General features: G+C 33.0%; 27 protein-coding genes. 14 read left to right on the forward strand and 13 right to left on the reverse strand.

Annotation, left to right across the window (positions count from 1 at the left end; all coding sequences use genetic code 11):
- Nucleotides 1-54 precede the first annotated feature (54 nt).
- The 5 genes from ychF (at nucleotide 55) to P6733_RS10220 (ending at nucleotide 7858) form a co-directional block, all read left to right on the forward strand.
- Nucleotides 55-1149 (forward strand): redox-regulated ATPase YchF, encoded by a 1095-nt coding sequence (gene ychF / locus P6733_RS10200; RefSeq protein WP_306352763.1) that lies wholly within the window; start codon nucleotides 55-57, stop codon nucleotides 1147-1149.
- 160 nt (nucleotides 1150-1309) lie between these two features.
- The gene (locus P6733_RS10205; RefSeq protein WP_306352764.1) at nucleotides 1310-1843 is read left to right on the forward strand and encodes an NADPH-dependent FMN reductase; all 534 of its coding nucleotides are present in this window, start codon (nucleotides 1310-1312) and stop codon (nucleotides 1841-1843) included.
- A 12-nt stretch (nucleotides 1844-1855) separates the two neighbouring features.
- Nucleotides 1856-3040 (forward strand): nicotinate phosphoribosyltransferase, encoded by a 1185-nt coding sequence (gene pncB / locus P6733_RS10210; protein WP_306352765.1) that lies wholly within the window; start codon nucleotides 1856-1858, stop codon nucleotides 3038-3040.
- 209 nt (nucleotides 3041-3249) lie between these two features.
- Nucleotides 3250-5118, forward strand: a complete 1869-nt coding sequence (locus tag P6733_RS10215) for a DNA topoisomerase IV subunit B (RefSeq protein ID WP_306352766.1) — start codon at nucleotides 3250-3252, stop codon at nucleotides 5116-5118.
- Between the two features lie 22 nt (nucleotides 5119-5140).
- Nucleotides 5141-7858: a DNA gyrase/topoisomerase IV subunit A gene (locus tag P6733_RS10220; protein ID WP_306352767.1), complete on the forward strand. Its 2718-nt coding sequence runs from the start codon at nucleotides 5141-5143 to the stop codon at nucleotides 7856-7858.
- A gap of 60 nt (nucleotides 7859-7918) precedes the next feature.
- On the opposite strand, the gene P6733_RS10225 is transcribed toward P6733_RS10220, so the two are convergent.
- From P6733_RS10225 to murQ, 5 genes are read right to left on the reverse strand one after another with little or no spacing between them, the layout of a single operon-like run.
- The gene (locus tag P6733_RS10225; protein ID WP_306352768.1) at nucleotides 7919-8698 is read right to left on the reverse strand and encodes a TerC family protein; all 780 of its coding nucleotides are present in this window, start codon (nucleotides 8696-8698) and stop codon (nucleotides 7919-7921) included.
- 13 nt (nucleotides 8699-8711) lie between these two features.
- Nucleotides 8712-9086: a DNA topoisomerase IV gene (locus P6733_RS10230; protein ID WP_306352769.1), complete on the reverse strand. Its 375-nt coding sequence runs from the start codon at nucleotides 9084-9086 to the stop codon at nucleotides 8712-8714.
- 4 nt (nucleotides 9087-9090) lie between these two features.
- Nucleotides 9091-9669: a DUF1572 family protein gene (locus P6733_RS10235; RefSeq protein ID WP_306352770.1), complete on the reverse strand. Its 579-nt coding sequence runs from the start codon at nucleotides 9667-9669 to the stop codon at nucleotides 9091-9093.
- 30 nt (nucleotides 9670-9699) lie between these two features.
- Nucleotides 9700-9924 carry a DUF6095 family protein gene (locus tag P6733_RS10240; RefSeq protein WP_306352771.1) on the reverse strand — a complete coding sequence of 75 codons (225 nt, stop codon included), beginning with the start codon at nucleotides 9922-9924 and terminating at the stop codon, nucleotides 9700-9702.
- Nucleotides 9925-9961: 37 nt separating this feature from the next.
- Nucleotides 9962-10780: an N-acetylmuramic acid 6-phosphate etherase gene (gene murQ, locus P6733_RS10245; protein WP_306352772.1), complete on the reverse strand. Its 819-nt coding sequence runs from the start codon at nucleotides 10778-10780 to the stop codon at nucleotides 9962-9964.
- A 199-nt stretch (nucleotides 10781-10979) separates the two neighbouring features.
- Here murQ and P6733_RS10250 point away from each other — a divergent pair, with 199 nt between their 5' ends.
- A complete protein-coding gene (locus P6733_RS10250; protein WP_306352773.1) occupies nucleotides 10980-11411 on the forward strand; it encodes a helix-turn-helix domain-containing protein in 432 nt (143 codons plus the stop codon).
- A gap of 44 nt (nucleotides 11412-11455) precedes the next feature.
- Here P6733_RS10250 and P6733_RS10255 read toward each other — a convergent pair whose 3' ends face one another.
- Together P6733_RS10255 and P6733_RS10260 are read right to left on the reverse strand one after the other, a co-directional pair.
- Nucleotides 11456-12157 carry a ZIP family metal transporter gene (locus P6733_RS10255; protein ID WP_306352774.1) on the reverse strand — a complete coding sequence of 234 codons (702 nt, stop codon included), beginning with the start codon at nucleotides 12155-12157 and terminating at the stop codon, nucleotides 11456-11458.
- A gap of 1 nt (nucleotide 12158) precedes the next feature.
- The gene (locus tag P6733_RS10260; RefSeq protein WP_306352775.1) at nucleotides 12159-12890 is read right to left on the reverse strand and encodes an SAM-dependent methyltransferase; all 732 of its coding nucleotides are present in this window, start codon (nucleotides 12888-12890) and stop codon (nucleotides 12159-12161) included.
- Nucleotides 12891-13084: 194 nt separating this feature from the next.
- On the opposite strand from P6733_RS10260, the gene P6733_RS10265 reads away from it, so the two are divergent.
- Together P6733_RS10265 and P6733_RS10270 are read left to right on the forward strand one after the other, a co-directional pair.
- Nucleotides 13085-14251, forward strand: coding sequence for a THUMP domain-containing class I SAM-dependent RNA methyltransferase (locus P6733_RS10265; RefSeq protein ID WP_306352776.1), 1167 nt, complete (start codon nucleotides 13085-13087; stop codon nucleotides 14249-14251).
- 50 nt (nucleotides 14252-14301) lie between these two features.
- Nucleotides 14302-14535 (forward strand): hypothetical protein, encoded by a 234-nt coding sequence (locus P6733_RS10270; protein ID WP_306352777.1) that lies wholly within the window; start codon nucleotides 14302-14304, stop codon nucleotides 14533-14535.
- Between the two features lie 77 nt (nucleotides 14536-14612).
- On the opposite strand, the gene P6733_RS10275 is transcribed toward P6733_RS10270, so the two are convergent.
- From P6733_RS10275 to rlmD, 3 genes are read right to left on the reverse strand one after another with little or no spacing between them, the layout of a single operon-like run.
- A complete protein-coding gene (locus P6733_RS10275; RefSeq protein WP_306352778.1) occupies nucleotides 14613-15416 on the reverse strand; it encodes a DUF6048 family protein in 804 nt (267 codons plus the stop codon).
- Nucleotides 15397-15900 (reverse strand): DUF6452 family protein, encoded by a 504-nt coding sequence (locus tag P6733_RS10280; protein ID WP_306352779.1) that lies wholly within the window; start codon nucleotides 15898-15900, stop codon nucleotides 15397-15399. The genes P6733_RS10275 and P6733_RS10280 overlap by 20 nt, the downstream gene beginning before the upstream one ends.
- 51 nt (nucleotides 15901-15951) lie before the next feature.
- Entirely contained in the window at nucleotides 15952-17364 is a 1413-nt protein-coding gene (rlmD, locus tag P6733_RS10285) for a 23S rRNA (uracil(1939)-C(5))-methyltransferase RlmD (RefSeq protein WP_306352780.1), read from the reverse strand.
- 220 nt (nucleotides 17365-17584) lie between these two features.
- Here rlmD and P6733_RS10290 point away from each other — a divergent pair, with 220 nt between their 5' ends.
- The 3 genes from P6733_RS10290 to rocD all read left to right on the forward strand — a co-directional run bounded on the left by P6733_RS10290 (nucleotide 17585) and on the right by rocD (nucleotide 20211).
- The gene (locus P6733_RS10290) at nucleotides 17585-18001 is read left to right on the forward strand and encodes an OsmC family protein (protein ID WP_306352781.1); all 417 of its coding nucleotides are present in this window, start codon (nucleotides 17585-17587) and stop codon (nucleotides 17999-18001) included.
- Nucleotides 18002-18125: 124 nt separating this feature from the next.
- Nucleotides 18126-18827 carry a DUF1003 domain-containing protein gene (locus tag P6733_RS10295; protein WP_306352782.1) on the forward strand — a complete coding sequence of 234 codons (702 nt, stop codon included), beginning with the start codon at nucleotides 18126-18128 and terminating at the stop codon, nucleotides 18825-18827.
- Nucleotides 18828-18966: 139 nt separating this feature from the next.
- Nucleotides 18967-20211, forward strand: coding sequence for an ornithine--oxo-acid transaminase (rocD, locus tag P6733_RS10300; RefSeq protein WP_306352783.1), 1245 nt, complete (start codon nucleotides 18967-18969; stop codon nucleotides 20209-20211).
- Between the two features lie 71 nt (nucleotides 20212-20282).
- On the opposite strand, the gene P6733_RS10305 is transcribed toward rocD, so the two are convergent.
- Both P6733_RS10305 and P6733_RS10310 read right to left on the reverse strand, forming a co-directional pair.
- On the reverse strand, nucleotides 20283-20603 hold the full coding sequence (locus tag P6733_RS10305) for a CCC motif membrane protein (RefSeq protein WP_306352784.1): 321 nt from the start codon (nucleotides 20601-20603) through the stop codon (nucleotides 20283-20285).
- A gap of 21 nt (nucleotides 20604-20624) precedes the next feature.
- Nucleotides 20625-20879 (reverse strand): DUF2752 domain-containing protein, encoded by a 255-nt coding sequence (locus P6733_RS10310; RefSeq protein ID WP_306352785.1) that lies wholly within the window; start codon nucleotides 20877-20879, stop codon nucleotides 20625-20627.
- A gap of 137 nt (nucleotides 20880-21016) precedes the next feature.
- On the opposite strand from P6733_RS10310, the gene P6733_RS10315 reads away from it, so the two are divergent.
- Nucleotides 21017-21208: a hypothetical protein gene (locus P6733_RS10315; RefSeq protein ID WP_306352786.1), complete on the forward strand. Its 192-nt coding sequence runs from the start codon at nucleotides 21017-21019 to the stop codon at nucleotides 21206-21208.
- On the forward strand, nucleotides 21198-21749 hold the full coding sequence (locus tag P6733_RS10320) for a Smr/MutS family protein (RefSeq protein ID WP_306352816.1): 552 nt from the start codon (nucleotides 21198-21200) through the stop codon (nucleotides 21747-21749). Before P6733_RS10315 ends, P6733_RS10320 begins: the two co-directional genes overlap by 11 nt.
- A gap of 75 nt (nucleotides 21750-21824) precedes the next feature.
- Here the strand turns inward: P6733_RS10320 and P6733_RS10325 are convergent, their stop codons facing one another.
- Nucleotides 21825-22877: a hypothetical protein gene (locus P6733_RS10325; protein ID WP_306352787.1), complete on the reverse strand. Its 1053-nt coding sequence runs from the start codon at nucleotides 22875-22877 to the stop codon at nucleotides 21825-21827.
- 257 nt (nucleotides 22878-23134) lie between these two features.
- On the opposite strand from P6733_RS10325, the gene P6733_RS10330 reads away from it, so the two are divergent.
- A complete protein-coding gene (locus tag P6733_RS10330; RefSeq protein ID WP_306352788.1) occupies nucleotides 23135-24910 on the forward strand; it encodes an MFS transporter in 1776 nt (591 codons plus the stop codon).
- The last annotated feature ends 23 nt before the right edge of the window (nucleotides 24911-24933 follow it).

Below are 24933 nucleotides of genomic sequence, written 5' to 3' on the forward strand. Positions count from 1 at the left end.
AAACCAGAGCTGTTTTGTACAATAACAGTCAGTAATGGGAATATAATTTATATAATGAAAGCAGGAATTGTAGGATTGCCGAATGTTGGAAAATCAACGTTATTCAATTGTTTATCGAATGCAAAAGCACAAAGTGCTAACTTCCCTTTTTGTACTATTGAACCCAACATTGGAGTGGTCAATGTTCCAGATCCAAGATTGGAGAAATTGGAAGAATTAGTAAACCCAGAACGTGTTCAGCCTGCTACTGTTGATATAGTTGATATTGCCGGACTAGTAAAAGGTGCAAGTAAAGGAGAAGGTTTAGGAAATCAATTCTTAGGAAATATTAGAGAGTGTAATGCGATTATTCACGTATTGCGTTGTTTTGATAATGATAACATTGTTCACGTAGATGGAAATGTAAATCCAATTCGCGATAAAGAAACAATCGATATCGAATTGCAACTGAAAGATTTAGATACTGTTGAGAAACGTTTGGAAAAAGTAAAAAGGGCTGCAAAAACAGGAAATAAAGAAGCACAAGTTGAAGAAGCTTTATTAGAACGTATCAAAGGAACTTTATTACAAGCTAAATCTGCTAGAACAGTTGAAGTATTGAATAATGACGAAGAAGTATTAATGGAAAGTTTCCAATTGATTACTTCTAAGCCAGTATTATATGTATGTAACGTGGATGAAGAATCTGCTGCAACTGGAAATAAATATGTAGATCAGATTAAAGAATTAGTGAAAGATGAAGATGCTGAGGTTATTATCTTGGCAGTTGGAACAGAAGCTGATATTACAGAATTAGAAACATATGAAGAACGTAAAATGTTTTTAGAAGATTTAGGTCTTCAAGAACCAGGAGCATCTGTTTTAATCCGTTCTGCTTATAAATTATTAAACCAACAAACTTATTTTACAGCAGGTGTAAAAGAAGTGCGTGCTTGGACTATTAATGTTGGGTCTACAGCACCACAAGCTGCTGGAGTAATCCATACTGATTTTGAAAAAGGATTTATCCGTGCAGAAGTTATTGCTTACAATGATTTCGTAAGCTTTGGTTCTGAGGCTAAAGTAAAAGAAGCAGGTAAATTACGTGTTGAAGGAAAAGAATATATCGTTAAAGATGGTGATGTAATGCATTTCAGATTTAATGTATAATCAAATATAGAATATTAAAAAAAGGAACCTTATTGGTTCCTTTTTTTATGGAGTGCTGTTTCGATAACACTAAAAAAGTCAGTCAGAAAAGTCTACTTTTTAACGATAAATAGTACATTAGCGTAAAATAAGAACATAGTAAACTCAAATACCTCGATTTATGAAAATAGTAGCTTTTGCAGGAAGTAACAGCAAAAAATCAATTAATAAGCAATTAGCAACTTATGCAGCAAGTCTGTTTGATAATGCAGATGTAGAAGTCCTAGATTTGAATGACTATGAAATGCCGATATTTAGCATTGATGATGAAAAAGAATCAGGTCAGCCAAAAGAAGCACAAGCATTTTTAGATAAAATTGCAGAAGCCGATTTTTTAATACTGTCTTTGGCAGAAAATAATGGAAACTACTCAGCAGCATTTAAGAACGTATTTGATTGGAGTACCCGATTAAAGAAAGAAGTTTTTCAACATAAACCAATGCTTTTAATGGCAACTTCACCCGGTGGTAGAGGTGGTAAAAGTGTTTTAGAACTTGCAGAAAAAAGCTTAGCTTTTTATGGTGGTAATATTAAAGGAACTTACTCTTTACCAGAGTTTTATCAAAACTTTGATGAAGCAAAAGGAATAATAAGCAGTGAAGAATACAATAACTATTTGAAAGAAATAGTTCAAGGTATTCAAAAGCAATTATAAAAAACAAATTTTATGGAGGCATTAAATACAATAGTTTTGCCATCATTGCTGGATAATGATTTTTATAAATTCACGATGCAGCATGCTGTTATTAAATTGTTCCCGAATGCAAAAGGAAGATATGCATTCATCAATAGAGGGAAGCATGAGTTTCCGGATGGATTTGCAGTAGCCTTGCGAAGAGCCGTTGATGTAATGGCAGACTTGAAGCTAACCAAACAGGAAAAAGAATATCTAGCGGTTAATTGCCCTTATTTAGATCCTACTTATTTGGATTTTCTACAAGGCTATCGCTATGATCCAGATGAAGTGACTATAGTTCAAGAAGATGGAGAATTGACCGTTACTGTTGAGGGAAATTGGTATCGAACCATATTATGGGAAGTGCCGTTAATGTCCTTGATTTGCGAATTATATTATCAAATGCAAGGGAAGAAACGGATAGATGATGAAGCAGTTGTAGCGGTTACTCGAGAGAAAATAGAAAAGTATAAAGCACTCAATATTACTATCGCAGAATTTGGAACCCGTCGTCGACACTCCTACCAAGTACATAATTTAGTAGTAAAAGCTTTGTCGGAATATGGAAATGGAAGTTTCATTGGGACAAGCAATGTCCATTTGGCAATGCGTTACAATACAAAACCCATAGGAACTCACGCCCACGAATGGTTTATGTTTCATGCGGCAAAATATGGCTTTAAAATGTCTAATTCATTAGGATTAGAACATTGGTCGGATATTTACCGAGGCGATTTAGGAATTGCATTAACAGATACCTATACAACAGAAGTGTTTTTTGAGCAATTCGATAAAAAATTTGCAAAGCTATTTGATGGAGTTCGTCATGATAGTGGAGATCCATTGGAGTTTGCTGATAAAACAATTCGACACTATCAGAAATTTGGAATTAACCCAATGTCAAAAACGATTATTTTTTCAGATAGTTTGAACTATGAAAAAGTAGAACGTATCGCGAATTATTGCCAAGGCAAAATAGGAATATCATTTGGTATTGGAACAAACTTTACCAATGATGTAGGTTTACAATCGATGAATATTGTAATCAAAATGGTAGAAGCCTTTCCAGAAGGAGCACATTGGACAGATGTTGTAAAATTATCCGATGAAAAAGGAAAACATACCGGAACACCAAGAATGATTCATTTGGCAAAAGAACTTTTAGAAATCGATTAAGATGGATGCTAATTAAATTTTACACCAAGAAAAGTTCTTTTCGGGTGTTTTAAAAACCTGCTTTTTATTAAAAAAAGCAGGTTTTTCTTATTTTATTGGGCATGAGCCGATTAAGAGTATTGTAATAATTTTCTTTTAATAAAATTTTAATCACTCACTTTCATTTTTTGAGGATATATAGTACCTTAGCTGAAAATCCAGAAAAATACATGTCAGAACAAAATCAGTACACCGAAGACAACATACGTTCACTCGATTGGAAAGAGCATATCCGTATGCGTCCTGGAATGTACATTGGTAAATTGGGAGATGGATCTTCGCCAGATGATGGTATTTATATTCTTTTAAAAGAGGTTTTAGACAACTGTATCGATGAGTTCGTTATGGGAGCAGGGAAAACTATTGAGGTAACGATCAAGGATAAATCCGTTTCGGTTCGTGATTACGGCCGTGGAATTCCTCTTGGAAAAGTAGTCGATGTAGTTTCGAAAATGAATACGGGAGGAAAATATGACTCCAAAGCGTTCCAGAAATCTGTTGGTTTAAATGGAGTTGGAACAAAAGCCGTGAATGCACTTTCTAATTATTTTCGTGTAGAATCTGTTCGTGATAACCAACAAAAAGTAGCTGAATTTTCAGCTGGTAATTTGGTTCTTGAAGAAGATGTAGTGGAGACTACAAAACGAAAAGGAACGAAAGTTACTTTTATTCCAGATGAAGCCATATTTAAGAATTATAAATTCCGATTAGAATATGTGATTAAAATGGTTAAAAACTATTGTTACTTAAACAACGGTTTGACAATTTTATTCAATGGAGAAAAATACATTTCTGAAAACGGACTTCGAGATTTATTAGAAGAAACAATCAGTTCGGATGATTTAGAATACCCGATCATCCATTTAAAAGATACAGATATTGAGGTTGCTTTAACGCATAGTAAAACACAATATAGCGAAGAATACCACTCTTTTGTAAACGGTCAGAATACCACACAAGGAGGAACACACTTAGCAGCCTATAGAGAAGCGATTGTAAAAACCATACGTGAATTTTACAATAAGAGTTTCGAAGCATCAGATGTTCGTAAATCGATAGTAAGTGCCATTAGCATCAAGGTAATGGAACCTGTATTTGAATCCCAAACCAAGACCAAATTAGGGTCAATGGATATGGGATCTGATGATGGAACGCCTGCGGTATCAGTTCGTACTTTTGTTAATGATTTCGTTAAAACCAAATTAGATAATTATTTACATAAAAACCCTCCAACGGCAGAAGCTTTACTCCGTAAAATTTTGCAAGCCGAAAGAGAACGTAAAGAATTATCAGGAATTCGAAAACTAGCAACAGACCGTGCTAAGAAAGCCAATCTTCATAATAAAAAATTAAGGGACTGTCGTGCACATCTTCCCGATACAAAGAATCCTAGGAATTTAGAAAGTACACTTTTTATTACCGAGGGAGATTCGGCTTCTGGATCGATTACTAAGTCAAGAGACGTAAATACACAAGCTGTTTTTAGTTTGCGTGGTAAGCCGTTAAATTCATACGGAATGACGAAGAAAATTGTGTATGAAAATGAAGAATTCAATTTACTGCAAGCCGCTTTGGATATTGAAGACGGATTAGAAAAATTGCGATATAACAATATTGTAATCGCAACCGATGCCGATGTCGATGGAATGCACATTCGTTTGTTGTTGATCACTTTCTTTCTTCAATTTTTTCCTGAATTAATAAAAGAAGGACATTTATATATTTTGCAGACACCCCTTTTCAGGGTTAGAAATAAAAAAGAAACCATCTATTGTTATTCTGAGGAAGAAAGAAAAGATGCGATTGAAAAATTAAAGCCAAAGCCAGAAATTACACGATTTAAAGGTTTAGGAGAGATTTCACCAGATGAGTTCAAGAACTTTATTGGAGATACCATTCGTCTTGACCCTATTATGATGGATAAAAATACATCGATAGAACAATTGTTATCTTTCTATATGGGTAAAAATACACCCGATAGACAAGAGTTTATTATTAAGAATTTAAAAGTAGAATTAGACACAATAGAGGAAGCTTAGTAGTTATAGAGTACAAAAGAATATGAAAGACGAAGAAGACGATAACATAATTCCAAATAACGAAGAGAATAATTCTGAAGAGAATAATTCTATTGATGAAAATCAGGAAGAAGATGACTCTGATGATGTTATTGAAGTAGATGCTAGACATTTTGAAGGACAGCATTTTTACGAAAATAACGAAGAGGGAGGTGATACTATCACCAAAGTTACCGGAATGTATAAAGACTGGTTTTTGGATTATGCTTCATACGTAATTTTGGAGCGTGCAGTTCCGGCTATCGAGGACGGATTTAAACCGGTACAACGTCGTATCATGCACTCTCTAAAAGAATTGGATGATGGTCGATATAATAAAGTAGCCAATGTTGTAGGTCACACCATGCAATATCACCCACACGGTGATGCGAGTATTGGTGATGCTATGGTACAAATAGGTCAAAAAGAATTATTAATAGATTGTCAGGGAAACTGGGGTAACATCCTTACAGGTGATGGTGCAGCAGCTTCACGTTATATTGAGGCTCGTTTATCCAAATTTGCCTTAGAGGTTTTGTATTCTCCAAAAATTACTGATTGGGGAGTTTCATACGATGGACGTAGAGCTGAACCTAATAATCTTCCTGTAAAATTCCCTTTGCTTTTGGCTCAAGGAGCGGAAGGTATTGCAGTAGGACTTTCTACCAAAGTATTACCACATAACTTTAATGAATTAATCGACGCTTCGATAAAGATTCTTAAAGGAAAACCATTTACATTATATCCTGATTTTATGACTCAGGGTATTGCCGATGTCTCGAATTACAATGATGGAATGCGTGGCGGACGTGTGCGTGTGCGTGCCAAAATTGGTCAATTAGATAAGAATACACTGGTCATTACACAAATTCCATTTTCGACGAATACGACTACTTTAATCGATAGTATTTTGAAAGCCAATGATAAAGGTAAAATCAAAATCAAGAAAATTGAAGATAATACGGCGGCCGATGTAGAAATTTTGATTCATCTTTTTCCTGGAGTTTCTCCAGATAAAACGATTGATGCCCTGTTTGCTTTTACAGCTTGCGAAACTTCAGTTGCCCCTTTAGGTTGTGTGATTGAAGATAATAAACCATTGTTTATTGGGGTATCTGCAATGTTGAAAATCTCAACAAGTAGAACAGTTGATTTACTTCGACAAGAATTAGAAATTCAATTAGAAGAATTAAAAAATAAATGGCATTTCTCTACGTTAGAAAAAATCTTCATTCGTGAAGAAATGTATATTGATTTCAAACTGTACGGAGACAGAGAAGAATTATACAAATATATGTATGATCGATTTGAGCCATTCAAGAAATCATTCGTTAGAGAGATTAACGATGATGATTTACAGCGATTAACACAAATTCCAATGATTCGTATTACTCGTTTTGATTCTGACAAAGCTGATGATGTCATCGCTAGGTTAGAAGATGAAATGAAAGAAGTAGAACATAACTTGGAACACCTGACAGATTTTGCAATTGCATATTTTACCAAACTAAAAGAGAAGTATGGTAAAAATCGTGAACGCCAAACTGAGTTACGTATTTTTGATGATATTGAAGCTACCAAAGTAGTTTTAAGAAATACCAAATTGTATGTCAACAGAGAAGAAGGTTTTATCGGAACCAGCTTGAAAAAAGATGAATACTTAACGGATTGTTCGGATATTGATGATGTAATTGTGTTTTTACGCGATGGTAAAATGATCATTACAAAAGTCGACGCGAAAACCTTCGTCGGGAAAGATATTATTCATGTAGCTATTTTTGATAAAAGCGATAAACGCACAATTTACAACATGATTTACCGTGATGGAAAATCAGGTCCTTCGTATATAAAGCGTTTTAATGTTTCTGGAGTAACCCGTGATAAAGCGTATGACCTAACAGCTGGAAGTTCTGGGTCTCAAGTAGTATATTTCTCTTGTAATCCAAATGGAGAAGCTGAGGTGGTAACCATTTTATTACGTCAAGTAGGAAGTATTAAGAAACTAAAATTTGATATTGATTTTGCTTCATTGCTCATTAAAGGAAGAACATCGAAAGGGAATTTGGTATCGAAATATCCAATTAAGAAAATCGAATTAAAAGAGAAAGGTATCTCAACATTGAAACCACGTAAAATATGGTTTGATGATACCGTTCAGCGATTGAATGTAGATGGAAGAGGAGAGCTTTTAGGAGAATTCCGAGGACATGATAAATTATTGATTGCTAGTCAATCAGGTAAATTAAAGGTAATTAGCCCGGAACTAACCACTCATTTTGATGAAGATATGGTTGTTTTGGAAAAATGGATGCCTAAAAAACCAATTTCAGTATTGTATTTTGATGGGGAAAAGGAACGCTATTATGTGAAACGTTTCCTAATTGAAAATGAGAATAAAGAAGAAGTATTTATTACGGAACATCCAAACTCTCAGTTAGAAATTATTGCAACAGATTATAGACCTGTAGTTGAGGTTGTTTTTGCAAAAGCAAAAGGAGTACAGAAAGAAAATATAGTAATTGATTTGGAAAGTTTTATAGCTGTAAAAGGAATTAAAGCATTAGGGAATCAATTGACAACGGATAAATTAAAACAAGTAAATTTATTAGAATCATTACCTTATGAACCACCTGTAGAGGAGCTTCCAGAGGAAATGGAAGTAGAAGGTGATACTGATGTTAGTTTAGATGATGACGGACAAATCACATTATCATTAGACTAAAGAATTAAGAATAAAAAAAAGCGACTAGTACTAGTCGCTTTTTTTATAGAGTATATCGTTTTATTTTCTTTTGCGCATTTTCATATTAATGAATTCAACGGCTAAAGAGAATGCTATAGCAAAATATAAATATCCTTTAGGAACAGCCGATACACCTTGACCCCATATTTCAGCATGTGATAGGTGGGCACTTTCTGTAATAAGCATAAATCCAATTAAGATTAAGAAAGCTAAACCAAGAATTTGAATCGATGGATTTGCGTTTACAAAATTTCCAACGGGTACAGCAAAGAGCATCATAATACCTACAGAGATTACAACGGCTGTAATCATGATGTATAAGGCACCTTGTGGATCTCCAATACTATTTGTCATACCAACAGCTGTAAGAATCGAATCGATAGAGAATATGATGTCTATCAAGATGATTTGGATGATTACACTTCCAAATGATTTTGAACTGGAAGTTTTCATGTGTTTTTCTTCTTCCCCTTTATGATCTACTTTTTCATGAATTTCTTTGGTACTCTTATAAATTAGGAATAAACCTCCGAGAAATAGAATAATACTTTGTCCTGTAACCTGAGAAGAGAACCATGATAAATGAACCGAGAACCAAGGTTCTTTCATCGCAATTAAATGTGAAATACCAAGTAGTAAAGCAATACGCATGAACATGGCTAAAAACAAACCTACGCGAGTTGCTTTTTTACGATGTTCTTCTGGAAGTTTTCCAGTAACAATTGAAATAAAAATAATGTTATCAATTCCGAGAATAATTTCTAGAAAAGTCAACGTTAATAAAGCAATCCATGCATCTGGATTCAAGAATATTTCCATTTAAGATTCAGGTTTAGTTAATTTTATAAACAGTTCCTCGTTGTTTTTGTGTGTCGCCAACATTAGAGAATTCAAATGTATATGAATTTTCTTTGGTTGTCAAAATTTTCATATGAATAGCTCTTTTTTCATGTCTGTTTTTAGGATGCATTTTTTGAAGGATATATTCGCAATTATTAATCCAACGGATCGAAGAAGTATCTTGTTTTCCTTCAAAATAATCAATTTCCATGTTTTCAGTACGTTCGAAAATAGTTGTCTTTTTTTTGCCATCTACTTCAAAATCAAACTTGAATTTTCCAGTTTTAAAATCAGCACACTTGCGTTCTCTGTCGTAACAAGAAGTAAAAAGAAATAGAAGAGCAGGGATGATTAGTAATTTTTTCATTTAATTATTTATTAATTCGATCTAATTCGTCGTTAGTAAAATTTCTGATGCTTTTCTCTTTTGAGAATTTTTCAGTATTGTAATCGTTAGATTTATTACGGGGAATGGATAAGCTACTCCATTCCGATGTTTTTAATTGTTTGGCATAAAAAACAATCTGACCTATATGATAAGGATAGTGTGCTAATTGTCGATTGATTGCCTCAATTACACTATGGCCTTCATTTCGGATATAAACGATTGTAGATAGTTGTTCTTTCTGTAGTGAATTTATAGCAGAAAAAAGACATTCCCAGCCTTCGTTCCATTTTTCAAATAATTCTTCTTTTGTTGCAAAAGGAACCTCAAATTCTTCATCGCGATGCCTCCATTCTTTTTCTCCATCAGAAGTAAGAAAATCGGTCCATCGAGAACGCATATTTCCCCATAAATGTTTTACGATAATCGCTATGCTATTCGTGTCTTCATTGCTTGAAATAAATAATTGTTCTGGTTCCAATTGATTCATGGCTTTTTCGCCCAACGTTTTATAGTATAAAAATTGTTTTCGAACACTTTCTAAATAATATTCTGTAGCTTCCATAGATATAATTTTATATGAGAAATGAGCGTTTTATTTTGAATCAAACATACTTTTAACGACAGTTCTAACTCCGTAGAAAAGTAAAGAGGCAGATGTAATACAAATAGCGATACCAACACATAAAACAATCCAGTATAATGTGTTTCCTTGGTTTTTAAAAGCACTATGTATGACAACAGGCCCAATAAAAAGAAGAGGTAACGCCCATCCTAAATATTTGATTCCTTTGGCTAAAATTTTCTTATCTGTAGGCATAGGCTTATTTTATGATTAATGTGTGAGAGGTGTTTGTTTATAGAGAACTTTTATAATGTTCTATTGAAGCTCTTACATTTTTATGTTTTTCTAAAAGAGAAGCAGCTTCACTTTCCGTGATATTCAATTCGGCTACAATCATGCGAACAGCACGATCAACCAGTTTATGATTGCTTAGTTGCATGTCCACCATCTTATTGCCTTTTACCCGACCCAATTGAATCATAGTAGAAGTTGAGATCATATTCAATACTAATTTTTGAGCAGTTCCTGCTTTCATACGGGAACTTCCAGTAACGAATTCTGGACCCACCACTACCACAATAGGATAATCCGCTAGTTGAGCTAATGGACTTCCTGCATTACAGGTTATAGAGCCAGTAGTAATGCCATTTTTGATACAGTTTTCAAGACCACCAATAACGTAGGGAGTTGTTCCTGAAGCAGCAATTCCAATAACTACATCTTTTTCTGAAATATTATGTTTTTGAAGGTCTTTCCAGGCTTGTAATGTATCATCTTCAGCAAATTCAACTGCTTTACGGATTGCAATATCACCGCCTGCAATAATTCCATTGACCCAATCCTGAGGAACACCAAAAGTAGGAGGGCACTCCGATGCATCTACAATTCCTAATCGTCCACTTGTACCGGCTCCAATATAAAATAATCGTCCACCATCTTTCATTTGAGCGACAATTTTATGAATTAAAGCTTCTATTTGAGGTAAAGCTTTTGCAACAGCTAATGGTACAGTTTGATCTTCTTTGTTAATGTTTAATAACAAATCTGAAACAGACATTTGTTCCAAATGTTGGTGTTTAGAATCTTGTTCTGTGGTCTTTGTAAATGACATGATTGTGCGGTATAAAAGTCAATGTCAAAGTTAAGGATTTCTATGGGGTAAGTATGAATTTAAAGGAAAATGTTTTCTACTGATTGAAAAAAAATAAAAAAAAATGAAAGAAAAAAGCCATTATGTATTAAACGAATAAGACCCAACGGAGATATGCCGTAACTTGTTTTTTCAATAATTTAATCTTTAATATATCAGTATGCAAAAAGAATATTCATTAGAAAATACAACGGTACTATATTTAGAAATTGGATTGTCTAAAAAGACAGTAGAGGAGATTCTTTCAAAACTAGAAACTTTGGAAAAAGACTTATTCTTTTTATCCAATAAATGTGGTATAAATGAAGTGTCAATAATGTTGGAAACAAATACAACTTATTTATCTAAAATAATTAATACGACGAAGCGATGTAATTTTATAACTTATATTAATCAGATGCGGATAGAATATACCCTTTATAAAATAAAAACAGATCCTATATTTAGTTTATTCAAAATTAGTGCGATCTCAGCAGAAGTAGGTTTTAATAATGTAGAATCTTTTACGAAAGCTTTCCATAAGAAAACAGGATTTTATCCGTCCGAGTTCATTAAAGAACAAGGTTGTTTTAAAACCAATATTAGTAAATAAAAAAACTCCCCTTTTTCTATAGGATGAGAAAGGGGAGTAAGTTATTACACGATATAAGCTAAGATTATTCCTAAAACAATCATAGATACTTTGGCAATATTAAATTTATGCCCTTCACTACTTTCAAAGATGATAGTCGATGATATATGAAATAAAATACCGACTACAACAGCTGATATTTCAGTGTAGTATTGATTTAGAATAGGAAGATATTCTGATATAATGGTTCCTAATGGCGTCATGATTGCAAAAGTAAGCATGAAGATAAAGATTGCAGTTTTATTCAGATTTGCATTCAAGAAGAATACGGTTAGAATAATTGCAATAGGTAAATGATGAATAGCAATTCCCCAAGCTAAATGATTATGATGGCTTACAGGGAAACCTTCTAATAAAGCATGAATACATAAACTAAGGAAGAGTAACCATGGAATATGATTAATTTCTTCGTTAGGATGAACATGAACATGTCCATGTTCTGCACCTTTTGAAAAGAATTCTAAAATAATCTGAAATAGAATTCCTATCATAATAAAAATACCAATAGGAGGTTCTCCTCCATGGTCATGGTTATCATGCACAGGATTATGATATACTTCTGGTAATAAATGTAAAACGGTCAATGCTAATAAAAAGGAACCGCTAAAAGCCAAAAGCAATTTTAGATTTGTTTTCTTTTTTGGTTTAAAGAACAGCGCAATGCCATAACCTATTAAAACAGAAAATAAAGGTAAAAGGTATTCCATATTATTTGAAAATCATTATTAGTCTTTCTGAATCTTCCTTGTGGAATTTCTTTAATTTATAATCACCAAAAATATCTAATAAATCGATTTCAGCTTCTGCCATTATATTCTCAAAGTCCTGTAAAGTAAGAGCCTTTACTTTCTCTGTAAAATGATAGTCTTCGCCTTTATCGTTAAAGTCAATTTCTTTAATGATATGTCCATCTTTTTCATATCGTTTGATGTGGAAATCGATTCCATCAACAGTTTTTACTTCTGTTGGAACAAGATTATTGATTACACGGTTTACATTCATGAAATCGATTACAGCAAAACCGTATTCCGTTAAACTCTCTTTAATCGCTTTTAGCGTTGTAAGATTGTCATCATCATTTTCGAAATACCCGAAGCTAGTAAATAAATTTAATATAGCATCAAATTTTTCTTCAAAAGGCACTCGCATATCGTGCACTTTGAAATGTAATGTATCATTGGCAGACTTACTAGCTTCTTTTATACTGTTTTCAGATAAATCAGCACCAGTAACATCATAACCCAATTGGTTTAAGTAAATTGAATGTCTACCTTTTCCACAGGCTAAATCTAGAATTTTTGCATTTTCAGGGAGATTAAGATAATGAGCAATATTATCAATGAATAATTGTGCTTCAGCATAATCACGGTCTTTGTAAAGTATATGGTAATAAGGAGTGTCAAACCAAGAGGCATACCAGTTTTTTATTTCTTTTTGCATTTAGGGGAGATTAAGATAATGTGAGATGTTATCAATGAATAGTTATGTTTTAATGTAATTATGGTCTTTGTAAAGGATATGATAATTAGAGGGTAGAAAGCCAAAAGGCAGACCAATTTTTTATTTCTTTTTGCATGTTCATTTATTAAGCCGACAAATTTAGTGTATTTTTGCATCGAATAGTAGATTTTACAATGGGAAATAATTTTAAAATGGTTGCCAAAACCTTTTTTGGTTTTGAAGAGATCTTAGCCAAAGAGTTAATGATGTTAGGTGCACAAGATGTTGAGCAGGGGGTAAGGATGGTAAGTTTTGTAGGAGACAAAGGTTTTATGTACAAAGCAAACTTATCGTTGCGTACAGCGCTTAAAATCTTGAAACCGATTTATTATTTCAAAACCTATAACGAAGAGAGTCTCTATAAAGGGATTATGGGAATTGATTGGTCCAAATATTTAAATGCCAATCAAACTTTTGTGATTGATACCACAATTCACTCTGATCACTTTAATCATTCACAATACGTTTCATTAAAATGTAAAGATGCAATCGTAGATCAGTTCAGAAATAAATCTGGACAAAGACCTAGTATTGATAAAGATTACCCAGATTTAAGAATTAATATTCATATTCAAAACGATCAATGTTCTGTAGCATTAGATACTTCGGGTAATTCATTACACCAAAGAGGATATAGAACGGCAACTAATATAGCACCAATTAATGAAGTATTAGCAGCAGGAATGCTTTTATTATCAGGTTGGGATGGACAAGGAGATTTCTTGGATCCTATGTGTGGTAGTGGTACAATCTTAGCTGAAGCAGCAATGATTGCTTGTAATATTCCAGCTAATTTGAATCGTAAAGAATTTGCTTTTGAAAAATGGAATGACTGGGATAATGATTTGTTTGATATGATTGTTGATTCCTTAATGAAAAAAATAAGAGAGTTTCATTATACCATCAAAGGATACGATAAAGCCCCATCTGCAGTTAGAAAAGCACAAGATAACATCAAGAATGCAAATTTAGATGAGTATGTTACGATTTCTGAAGCTAACTTTTTCAAAACAGAAAAGATGACGCAAGGACCATTACATATGGTATTCAACCCACCTTATGGGGAACGATTGGATATAGAAATGGAAGAGTTTTATAAAAGTATTGGAGATACTTTGAAGAAAAATTATCCAGGAACAAGTGCTTGGTTTATCACTGCAAATTTGGATGCATTGAAATTTGTAGGTTTAAGACCATCAAGAAAAATTAAATTATTTAACGGAAGTTTAGAAGCAAGACTTGTAAAGTATGAAATGTACGAAGGAAGTAAAAGAACTAAATTTCAAGTTGATCAAGAGTAATAGAATAAAGAATTTACAGCCTGAATAAGGCTATTTTAAAAATTTCAATCATGAGTATAAAAACTAAAGCATTCCTTTATAACTTCGCTTGTTTTGCGGCATTGTATATGTCTATTTATTTTTTAATTATTACTTTCACTCATCTTCAAGGATTTTGGATTCCGGTGACTGCAGCAGTGGCAGCAACTCTATTGGCACCAAAATTTCAAGTGGTTCGTACTAATGATGGCGATAGAATGTTTATGAAATGGATTTTTATAAAAGGAATTAAAGAGATTAAATAAGCCCAATTTAAAGTATAAAAAAAAGCGAGTTGAATTCAACTCGCTTTTTTTATGAACGGATAAAATAGAATATCCTTTTATTTTTTCTTTTTTGATGCTTCTACTTTTTTCTTGTCTTCCTTTTTTTCTTCTTTAACTGCTTTAGGAAGTACCTTTTTCTTAAAGATAGGAATGAAATAAGAAATGGAATAATTATAACCAATTCCGAAATCACCATCGTAAGTACGATTAAAACCAGGAATATAAAGGTTGTCAAAATCACCAGGCTTCTTATTAGAAACTAATCGATTTAATCTTACACTGAATCCGATGTATAAATTGTCAAATATTTCTGTTTTTACACCCCCTACAACTTCTACCCAATGCGCAGATAATCCGCTGAATTCCTGATTAGGATATACCTGTGTAATATCCAGGAAGTTAGAACTAGGAAGAGCTCCAGGATTAGTATAAGAAGTATTATAATAGATGGAATAACGATTTAAAGTTTGACTAAAGCTACTCACACCGTAACGTAATCCAATGAAGATAATATTCTCCATGTTGAGCCAGTTTTCATAAGCATTATAATCAAATCCTACTTTAAAGTAAGTTCCTTTAGTAGTGAAGTTTAAATTAGGCTCATCTCTAGTTTTATTTTCATTTCCAATTTCACCAGCGATATAAAAACTACGGTTTAAACGATAATCTCCCACCACCTCAAAACCTTTATAATCTTTCTCATACAAGGTGCGAGCCAGTTTTGATACATCAACGCCTAAACGTAAACCATAGCGATCCGTTTTAGGAATTAGAGTTACAGTATCTTTTTTTGTTTCTTGTGCTTGCAATGTAGAAAATGAAGCCAAAAGAATATAAAGACTAAAAATATATTTTGACATGAACTTCATTTTCGTTTATAATGTTAGGTTTTTCAACAATAATACTTTTAATCCACGTAAGCGGTGTATTATCCGTTATTACTGGGGTGCCAGTCAAATTGAATACGGATTTAAAACCACAAGCTCTTGAAACATAAATTTCATTGTGATTGTATTTGAATTCAAGTTTATCTTCGTTACTCGTTGAATTAGCATCCGTACTAGCATACAATACAAAATTATATTTACTAATATCAGCATTCGTTTTTAAAGGCAATTTAATTGCATTTGTATTTAAAAACTGCATTTTTTTAGTAGGGGCATCTTCTAGAGCAATTTCAAGCTTTACAAATGTTTTTCGGGCAGAAGGATTTCCATCTTCATAAAAATCAATTACTACTTTAGGCGTTGTAGCCGTATTGGCATCACAGATATCATCTTTCTCACAATTCGATACAAGAATTGCCAGAAGGACAATAAGGGATAATGGTACTATTTTTCTCATGTTTTATTATTCGATTAGCGAATTTATAAAAACGGCTAAAACCATTTTGTATTATCTTCTTTCCAAAAGTACAACATTTTCCACATGATGCGTTTGTGGAAACATATCTACTGGACGTACTTTTGTTACCTTGTACATTTCGTCCATTAAAGCCAAATCTCTAGCCTGTGTAGCTGAATTACAACTTACATAAACGACTTTTTCAGGGGAAATTTTCAGAATCTGAGCAATTACATCTTTGTGCATTCCATCTCTAGGAGGATCAGTAATAATTACATCTGGTTTCCCATGCTGTGCAATGAAAGCTTCATTAAATACAACCTTCATATCCCCAACAAAGAAGGATGTATTGGCAATATTATTACGTTTTGCATTTTCTTTAGCATCAGCAATAGCTTCTGGTACGGCTTCTACACCAATAACTTTTTTTGCTTGTTTTGAAACAAATTGAGCAATAGTACCCGTTCCGGTATATAAATCGTAAACAACTTCATTTCCTGTTAATCCAGCAAAATCACGAGTTACTTTGTAGAGTTCATAAGCTTGATCTGAATTTGTCTGGTAAAAAGATTTAGCATTGATGCTAAATTTAAGACCTTCCATTTCTTCTAGGATATAGTCGCGACCTTTGTATAGAATTATATTTTGATCGTATAAAGTATCATTTGCTTTCCCATTAATTACATACTGTAATGAAGTAATTTCAGGGAATCGATTAGCGATAAAATCAAGTAGTAATTCTCTTTTCTCTTTATCTTCTTGGAAAAACTGGATTAATACCATTATTTCTCCTGTAGAAGCAGTACGAATCATTAGCGTACGCAAAAGACCACCATGATTACGAGCATTAAAGAAAGGCATATCATTTTCGGTAGCGAATTTCTTAACCTCATTACGAATGGCATTGGAAGGATCTTCCTGTAAATGACATTTTTTTAAATCAAGAATTTTGTCCCACATTTTTGGGATATGGAAACCTAAGGCATTACGGTCCATAATATCATCGGCAGCTCCGATTTCATTTTCGGTTAACCAACGGCTATCAGAAAAAGAGAATTCCATTTTATTACGGTAAAAAAACTGTTTTTCAGAACCTAAAATAGGTTCGAATACAGGTAAATCAACTTTACCGATGCGTTTTAGATTATTTTCAACTTCTTGATGTTTATAAAATAGCTGTTGAGCATAGTTCATATTTTGCCATTTGCATCCACCACATACACCAAAATGGTCACATACAGGTGTTACACGATGCTCAGAATATTCATGAAAACGTATTGCTTTTCCTTCATAGTAGGACTTACGTTTTTTAAAAGTTTGCACGTCAACGACATCACCCGGTACAACATTAGGTATAAAAACCACTTTTCCATCAGGCGCTTTTGCTACTGATACTCCCTTAGCACCCGCATCGAGTACCTTAACGTTATCAAAAACGATTTTGTTTGTATTTTTTCTTGCCATGGCGCAAAAATAAGGGTTTGTATAGATTTATGAATTCAAATTTCGAAATATTTTTAATAACAACTGGATTATGTTCGATTTCAACGGTTCAAACGTTTTAATTTTGTTAAAATTAATACTGATATAAAGTCTTTAAAATCTGAAATCCTTACTTTTAAGAAGTTTAAAATATGATTATCATTGAGTTCAATATTAACAATAACCCTAAATTAATAGTATTATGAAAAGACATGCAATCGCTATTTGGGAAGGTTCCCTTAAAGAAGGAAGTGGAAGCTTAACAACGCAGAGTAATGTTTTAAATAGAACACAATATTCTTTTAAAACTAGATTTGAACAAGGTAATGGAACAAATCCAGAAGAATTAGTAGGAGCAGCACATGCTGGATGTTTTACCATGCAGCTTACAGCATATATCAATGAAGCAGGTTTTGCAGTTGATCATATCGAAACAAAATGTGATATTGATTTTAGAGATGGGTCCATCGTAGGATCACATTTAGCTGTTGTAGCAAAAATCAGAGAAATTACACAAGCTAAGTTCGATGAATTGGTGGAGAAAGCAGAGAAAAACTGTCCAATTTCGAGATTATTAAATACTGAAATTACTTCAGATGCGACTTTAGTACAAAGTTAAACCTTGGAAGAATGTCATATTGAAGATGAAAAAGTCTTCTTTTAGGATTACCTAGAAGAAGACTTTTTCCTTTTATAAAATCAATAAAATGTGATACATTAGCGTATATATAAAAACCCCATACGTGAAAAATGAACCTACATTTATTAGTGCAATATCTGGCGCTAAATTTCCCGAACGTGATAAAGTATCTGGAAAAGCAATCAGAAATGCGATCCTATGTCTGATTAAAGAAGATCATCCTAATTTTGACGAAGATCAATATGTTTCTGTTTCTGAAGTCAACCTTTATAGAGAAAAATACATTGGTAAATATCTATCAAAAGAATTAGGCGAGTTGAATACTTTGGAAGACAAAGTAATGTCCTCCTTGAATTCAGAAGATTTATTAGTGAGTAAGGTTGAAGATGAACCTAACACGTTTACTTTTGGACAACGTATAGCCGACAAAGTAGCAACTTTTGGAGGAAGTTGGACTTTTATTATACTATTCACTGTCTTTATTCTGATCTGGATTGCATCAAATGTATATTTACTTTTAGACAAAGGATTTGATCCTTATCCTTTTATTTTATTAAACTTAATTCTTTCTTGTCTGGCAGCACTACAGGCTCCTGTAATTATGATGAGCCAAAATAGGCAAGAAGAAAAAGACCGTGATCGAGCAAAAAAAGATTATATGATTAATTTGAAATCAGAAATGGAGATTAGAATGCTTCATGAAAAAATAGATCACATGATTTTACATCAACAACAAGAACTTATCGAAATTCAGAATGTCCAACTAGAAATGATGAATGATATCCTGAGTAGGATGAAAAAATAATTGATTTTAGATTTATGGTTTTAAAAGATAGTGTTAAGATTCTTCATTAATTACATCAGATTTAGTAATTTGCAGGCCTTATTGGGTGATTTCTCTCCACAAAGAAGGAATTGTTAATATTGAATAAAAAACAATTACAATGTCAGTTATTGAAAACATTACCCCATCAGTTGCAATCGCTCTAGAAGATAAATATGGAGCACATAATTACCATCCACTACCAGTAGTTTTAAATAGAGGAGAAGGTGTTTATGTATGGGATGTTGATGGTAAGAAATACTACGATTTTCTTTCAGCATATTCAGCAGTTAATCAAGGTCATTGCCACCCAAAGATCGTTAATGCAATGATCGAACAAGCAAAGACATTAACATTAACTTCAAGAGCTTTCTACAATGATAAATTAGGAAAGTATGAAGAATATGTGACGAAATATTTTGGTTTCGATAAAGTGTTACCTATGAATACAGGGGCTGAGGCTGTAGAAACAGCAATCAAAATCTGTAGAAAATGGGCTTATGAGAAAAAAGGAATTCCTGAACAAGCGGCACAAATTATAGTTTGTGAAAACAATTTCCACGGTAGAACAACAACAATTATCTCATTTTCAAATGATGAAAATGCACGTAAAAGTTTTGGACCTTATACAGAAGGATTCATTCAAATTCCATATGATAATATTGAAGCTTTGGAAAAAGTATTGAATTCAACGACAAACATTGCAGGATTCTTAGTTGAGCCTATTCAAGGTGAAGCAGGAGTATATGTACCAGCTGAAGGTTATTTGGCCAAAGCAAAAGCATTGTGTGAAAAACATAATGTATTATTTATTGCCGATGAAGTTCAAACAGGAATTGCACGTACAGGTAAATTATTAGCTGTAAATCATGAAAATGTTCAACCAGATATCTTGATATTAGGAAAAGCATTATCAGGAGGAGCTTACCCAGTTTCTGCAGTATTGGCAGATGATTATATTATGAATGTAATTAAGCCAGGTCAGCACGGTTCTACATTTGGAGGAAATCCTATTGCAGCAGCAGTTGCTATTGCAGCTTTAGAAGTAGTACAGGAAGAGAATTTGGAAGAAAATGCAGAAAAACTTGGAATCCTATTCAGATCTAAGATAAATGAATACATTCAAACTAGTACAATTGCTACTTTAGTAAGAGGAAAAGGATTATTGAATGCTATTGTAATCAACGATACAGAAGATAGTTCTACAGCTTGGGATATTTGTATAGCTTTACGTGATAATGGATTACTTGCAAAACCAACACATGGTAACATTATTCGTTTTGCACCACCATTAGTAATGAATGAAGAACAACTATTAGATTGTACTTCGATTATTATTAAAACCTTAAAACAGTTTGAGAAATAGTAAAGAATCATAAGAATAAGAAAGTCGCTTTAGTAATTACTAAAGCGACTTTTTTTATATAGATTAATCGATTATTGATATTTCTTTAATAGATCTTGTTGCATTTGCATGATACCATCTGAACCTACTACGGCATACAGATAAATAGTATAAATCAAATAGATAACCCCTAAGACAATACCTATTATCCCTAGTATTTTTCCTGTTTTAAGATTTTTTTCTCCTGTATAAAGATCAGGGTTTTCTTGGTATAATTTTGTGTCTTTGTTAGCTAAGATAACAGTAACAACACCCAAAATAATTCCAACTATACCATAACAACAACAAGTTAAAATAGATAAGACACCTGTGATAATTACAGTAGTACTGTTAGGTAATTTTTGTTTTTCCATACGATTTAATGATTTTATTGGTTAATGATTGAATACTTTATAAAAATAAGAGGTGACCATAATAATGGCATTTAAAATACCGAGTCCAATAATGATTTTGTGGTAATCTCTGGATTTATCGAAAAAATTTAGAAATAAAAAACCAAAGAAAAGAATCATAGTATATATCGCAGGATACATATGAAAGGCTGCAGAAAATTCACCTTTTAGAATTAATGCTATAGCACGTTGAGTACCACAACCTAAGCATTCTACACCAAACAATTTTTTATTCATGCAGGGAATCATATATTCCTCCATAATGCTGTAATTAAATAGATTTACCATACAATTATACAAAAAAAAGAAAGATATACTAAAGATTCCATTTATTATTTTAAAGTTTCCTATTTTTGGAATTCAATTTAACTCAGATGAAAAATAAAAAAATTATAATTCCATTAATGGTTGTGGCAGGAATTATTGCCCTTTATGAAAAGAGCCAAGAACAATCAAATTTATGGATTATGATTGGTGCACTGGTGTTTTTTATGTATGGGATGATGCGCTTAAGTGCAGCAACGCCAAGTAAGAATGATGAAAACTCAGAAGACCATGTTGAATAAAGGAGATAAAGTAACTGTATTAGATGATGATATTAATGGAGTAGTACTTTCTGTAAAGAACAATGCTGTTACCATTGAGACCGAAGATGGCTTTGAACTTACTTTTACGGAAAAAGAACTCATTAAGATTCAAGATACAAGTGATTTGAAATACAGTGTGGCTAGGGCAAATTTATTTGATGTAGCCCAAGAAAAAGAATTGCCAAAGCGTAGAAGCTTTGTCAAAGAGAAAAAATCAAAGAAAGAAGAATTTGTACTGGAAGTTGATTTACATATTGAGAAACTCGTACCGAGTAAAAGAGGAATGTCAAATTATGATATTCTAACGCTTCAAGCTGAAACAGCAAAAAGACAACTGGAATTTGCAATAAAAAACAGAATGCCAAAAGTTGTTTTCATTCACGGTATAGGTGAAGGGGTTTTGAAAGCAGAATTAGATTTTTTATTAGGAAGATATGAAAACATTAGCTTCCAAGATGCAAACTATCAGAAGTATGGATTGGGAGCGACGGAAGTATATATCAAGCAAAATGTAAGATAGACCTTAAAAATAAGACTATATAAAACAAAAAAAGCGCTAAATTATTTAGCGCTTTTTTTGTAGCATAAATTTTCTTTATGGAGTTACTGGTGGCGTTACAGTATATACTCCTAAAGGTAATGAGGCAAAGTATCTTGATATTATATTATTAATATTAGGACCTGTACTAACAAAAGTTACTTCTTGAAGCGTAACGGTATGCTCGTAGGTTATAACGCCGTTAGAAGGATTTACGACTTTTACTGTTGTAACATTAATAATACCTGTAGTATTAACTCCACCAACAATAGTTCCATTTACAGGGGTTAATTCCTGAATTAATATTGGGCTAGAAGGTGGTAAAGTTGAACAGAAATAATTATTTGTAATATTAGCATCAAATAAACGGTAGCGAACAATAGTAGCATCGCTGATTAATAGTTGTCTAGAAGTTCCAGTAGCAGTTTCTTGATTTGCAAATAAGGTAGCCTCTGCTGCCGCTGGTAATTGTAATACTACAGCTTCATTAAGGACATTACTATAGATGGAATTATTTGTAGTGCATTTTTGAACGGATATAGTAGGACGAAATCTAAATTGAAATGGATTAGTAATAATATAATCACCTAGTATATATTCGGGTAATATCATTGTTTCATCTCCCTTTGTTAGTGTAACGTTTTTTAATACAATATGCTGAGTATAAGAAGCAGGTTGTGGATTAATAAGCGTTAAATCAGGTGGTGTTGTCGGTATATAAGGATTAACCGTTGTAGAAACATAAACTTTACCACCAGCAGCAGCTGTCCATTGTTCAGTTACATTCGGAGATCCCGCTGTAGTAGGCGAACAAAGGTTACTTGCTGTTAAAGTACTATTGTACAAACGATAGGTTAACGTAATACCATTATTTCCTATAGTATATTCTAATGGAGCTCCAGGAGTTGTTGCCTGATATGGAAAGTTTCGCACTGGGAAATTTAACATCAAGGCCTCACTACCATTGATTTTAAATAATAAATCAGGGTTAGAAGCATCACACTTTTGAATATTATTCGTAGGGAAGTTTAATGCTGTGAATGTCATATTACCATCATCACACCCATTTAAAAATAGCAAACAAAGCATTAAGCCAAGAAATTGTTTCATGTTTTAAAATTTTAAACAAAAATAAGATTTTTAATTGTTAACAAAAGCCTTAAGTTATAAATCAGGTAAAATAATGGTTGGATAATAGCAATTATTGCTTTGTAAATAGGATAATGAACTGATAAATAAATGCTATTGATGGGTAAAATTAATTTTTATACTTTCGTGCCCATTAAAAAATAAATATCAATTTGTTAAATAATTCTAAAATTCATTATCTTCCGAACTGAATATCATTAGTTAACCCATAAACTTCTATGAACACACACACAACAAAAACAAATTATCCAGCACTTTATACACTAATAACAGTGTTTTTCTTCTGGGGATTTATTGCTGCTGGTAATAGCGTTTTTATTCCTTTTTGTAAAAATTATTTCAGTTTGGATCAATTCCAATCCCAATTAATTGATTTTGCTTTTTATACAGCATATTATGTGGGTGCCTTATTGCTATTTGCTTTTGGCGCGATGCGAGGCAAAGATATTGTAGGACAATGGGGATTTAAGAAAAGTATTGTTTATGGATTGCTTTTTTCGGCTTTAGGAGCCGCAGCAATGATTATTGCGGTACAATCAAATCTATATGTAGGTATGTTGGTAGGATTGTTTATTGTGGCTCTAGGGTTTTCGTTGCAACAAACAGCAGCAAACCCATTTGCAGTATTACTGGGAGATCCCAAAACAGGAACAAGTAGACAAAATTTAGCGGGTGGAATTAATTCATTCGGAACTACTATTGGTCCCATCATTGTTGGATTAGCTTTATTTGGTAGTGCGGCAGCCATCACAGACGAACAAATCAAACACCTTAGTTTAGACAAAGTAATACTATTATATGTCTTTGTAGGGCTATTATTTATTGCAGCAGCAGGATTGTTTTTTTTCTCAAAAAAAGTTCCGGTAGGTGTTTCGCATGAGCCAACAGAAAAAGCAAATAAAGCATTGAATACCCTTGTGGTAATGACCGTTTTATTAGCCATAATGTTTGTACCTGTTTTTAATAGTTATAAAAGTGAATCAGCGATAAAGATTGAATCCTTAAAAAAAGAAATAGAAGGCTTAGAATCAAGTTTGTCCCTTACTGCAGATGCGGTTCCGGGATATGTAACGAAGATTAAAGAACAAATGGCAGCCAAAGAAGCCGAAGTTTTAGTCCTAAAGCACCCTTTGGAAAAACAAAGAATGTATTGGCTTTTCGGCGCTTTAGCAGTAGTTGTTGGAGGTTTATTGTATGCAAATAAAAGTGCGATTAGAAACGAAAAAGGTTGGGGGGCAATGAAGTATCCACAATTGGTTTTGGGAATGTTAGGGATTTTCACTTACGTTGGAGTAGAAGTAGCAATAGGTAGTAACCTGGGGGAACTATTAAAATTAAAAGAATTTGGGTCACACCAATCTTCCCAGATTGCCCCTTATATTTCCATGTATTGGGGAAGTTTAATGATCGGAAGATGGGCAGGAGCCATCAGTGCTTTCAATTTAAAAAATAATGCAAAAACAATTGCATTAATCATTGTTCCATTGATTGCCTTTTCTATTATTATTGGAGTAAATACATTGGCTAAAAAAGATATGACTCCGCTATATTATTATATAGTATGCATTTTTATTCAAATCATAGCTTTCTTTATCAGTAAAGATAAGCCAGCAAGAACCTTAACCATTTTTGCTACTTTGGGAGTAATTGCAATGTTAATCGGAATTTTCTCTGAAGGAACAGTAGCGATTTATGCTTTCTTGGCAGGTGGATTGGCTTGTAGTATTATGTGGCCAGCAATTTTTACATTATCTATTATTGGATTAGGAAAACATACCGCACAAGGATCCGCCTTTTTAGTTATGATGATACTTGGAGGAGGAATTATTCCACCAATCCAAGGGAAATTATCAGACATCATTGGAATCCATAATTCTTATATAATTCCTATTGCTTGTTTTGCCTATTTAGTATTCTTTGCGGTGTATGTGAAAAAGATTTTGAAGAAACAAAATATAGACATAGACGCTGTTGGAATGGAATCGAGCCATTAACCTTAATAAAAAAAGCCCATCAT

It is taken from the genome of Flavobacterium aerium (genome assembly GCF_030766725.1).
GTDB lineage: Bacteria > Bacteroidota > Bacteroidia > Flavobacteriales > Flavobacteriaceae > Flavobacterium > Flavobacterium aerium.

Coding starts and splice junctions, on each gene's coding strand:
- ychF (WP_306352763.1), top strand. CDS start 55: ATGAAAGCAGGAATTGTAGGATTGCCGAATGTTGGAAAATCAACGTTA.
- P6733_RS10205 (WP_306352764.1), top strand. CDS start 1,310: ATGAAAATAGTAGCTTTTGCAGGAAGTAACAGCAAAAAATCAATTAAT.
- pncB (WP_306352765.1), top strand. CDS start 1,856: ATGGAGGCATTAAATACAATAGTTTTGCCATCATTGCTGGATAATGAT.
- P6733_RS10215 (WP_306352766.1), top strand. CDS start 3,250: ATGTCAGAACAAAATCAGTACACCGAAGACAACATACGTTCACTCGAT.
- P6733_RS10220 (WP_306352767.1), top strand. CDS start 5,141: ATGAAAGACGAAGAAGACGATAACATAATTCCAAATAACGAAGAGAAT.
- P6733_RS10225 (WP_306352768.1), bottom strand. CDS start 8,698: ATGGAAATATTCTTGAATCCAGATGCATGGATTGCTTTATTAACGTTG.
- P6733_RS10230 (WP_306352769.1), bottom strand. CDS start 9,086: ATGAAAAAATTACTAATCATCCCTGCTCTTCTATTTCTTTTTACTTCT.
- P6733_RS10235 (WP_306352770.1), bottom strand. CDS start 9,669: ATGGAAGCTACAGAATATTATTTAGAAAGTGTTCGAAAACAATTTTTA.
- P6733_RS10240 (WP_306352771.1), bottom strand. CDS start 9,924: ATGCCTACAGATAAGAAAATTTTAGCCAAAGGAATCAAATATTTAGGA.
- murQ (WP_306352772.1), bottom strand. CDS start 10,780: ATGTCATTTACAAAGACCACAGAACAAGATTCTAAACACCAACATTTG.
- P6733_RS10250 (WP_306352773.1), top strand. CDS start 10,980: ATGCAAAAAGAATATTCATTAGAAAATACAACGGTACTATATTTAGAA.
- P6733_RS10255 (WP_306352774.1), bottom strand. CDS start 12,157: ATGGAATACCTTTTACCTTTATTTTCTGTTTTAATAGGTTATGGCATT.
- P6733_RS10260 (WP_306352775.1), bottom strand. CDS start 12,890: ATGCAAAAAGAAATAAAAAACTGGTATGCCTCTTGGTTTGACACTCCT.
- P6733_RS10265 (WP_306352776.1), top strand. CDS start 13,085: ATGGGAAATAATTTTAAAATGGTTGCCAAAACCTTTTTTGGTTTTGAA.
- P6733_RS10270 (WP_306352777.1), top strand. CDS start 14,302: ATGAGTATAAAAACTAAAGCATTCCTTTATAACTTCGCTTGTTTTGCG.
- P6733_RS10275 (WP_306352778.1), bottom strand. CDS start 15,416: ATGTCAAAATATATTTTTAGTCTTTATATTCTTTTGGCTTCATTTTCT.
- P6733_RS10280 (WP_306352779.1), bottom strand. CDS start 15,900: ATGAGAAAAATAGTACCATTATCCCTTATTGTCCTTCTGGCAATTCTT.
- rlmD (WP_306352780.1), bottom strand. CDS start 17,364: ATGGCAAGAAAAAATACAAACAAAATCGTTTTTGATAACGTTAAGGTA.
- P6733_RS10290 (WP_306352781.1), top strand. CDS start 17,585: ATGAAAAGACATGCAATCGCTATTTGGGAAGGTTCCCTTAAAGAAGGA.
- rocD (WP_306352783.1), top strand. CDS start 18,967: ATGTCAGTTATTGAAAACATTACCCCATCAGTTGCAATCGCTCTAGAA.
- P6733_RS10305 (WP_306352784.1), bottom strand. CDS start 20,603: ATGGAAAAACAAAAATTACCTAACAGTACTACTGTAATTATCACAGGT.
- P6733_RS10310 (WP_306352785.1), bottom strand. CDS start 20,879: ATGAATAAAAAATTGTTTGGTGTAGAATGCTTAGGTTGTGGTACTCAA.
- P6733_RS10315 (WP_306352786.1), top strand. CDS start 21,017: ATGAAAAATAAAAAAATTATAATTCCATTAATGGTTGTGGCAGGAATT.
- P6733_RS10320 (WP_306352816.1), top strand. CDS start 21,198: ATGTTGAATAAAGGAGATAAAGTAACTGTATTAGATGATGATATTAAT.
- P6733_RS10325 (WP_306352787.1), bottom strand. CDS start 22,877: ATGAAACAATTTCTTGGCTTAATGCTTTGTTTGCTATTTTTAAATGGG.
- P6733_RS10330 (WP_306352788.1), top strand. CDS start 23,135: ATGAACACACACACAACAAAAACAAATTATCCAGCACTTTATACACTA.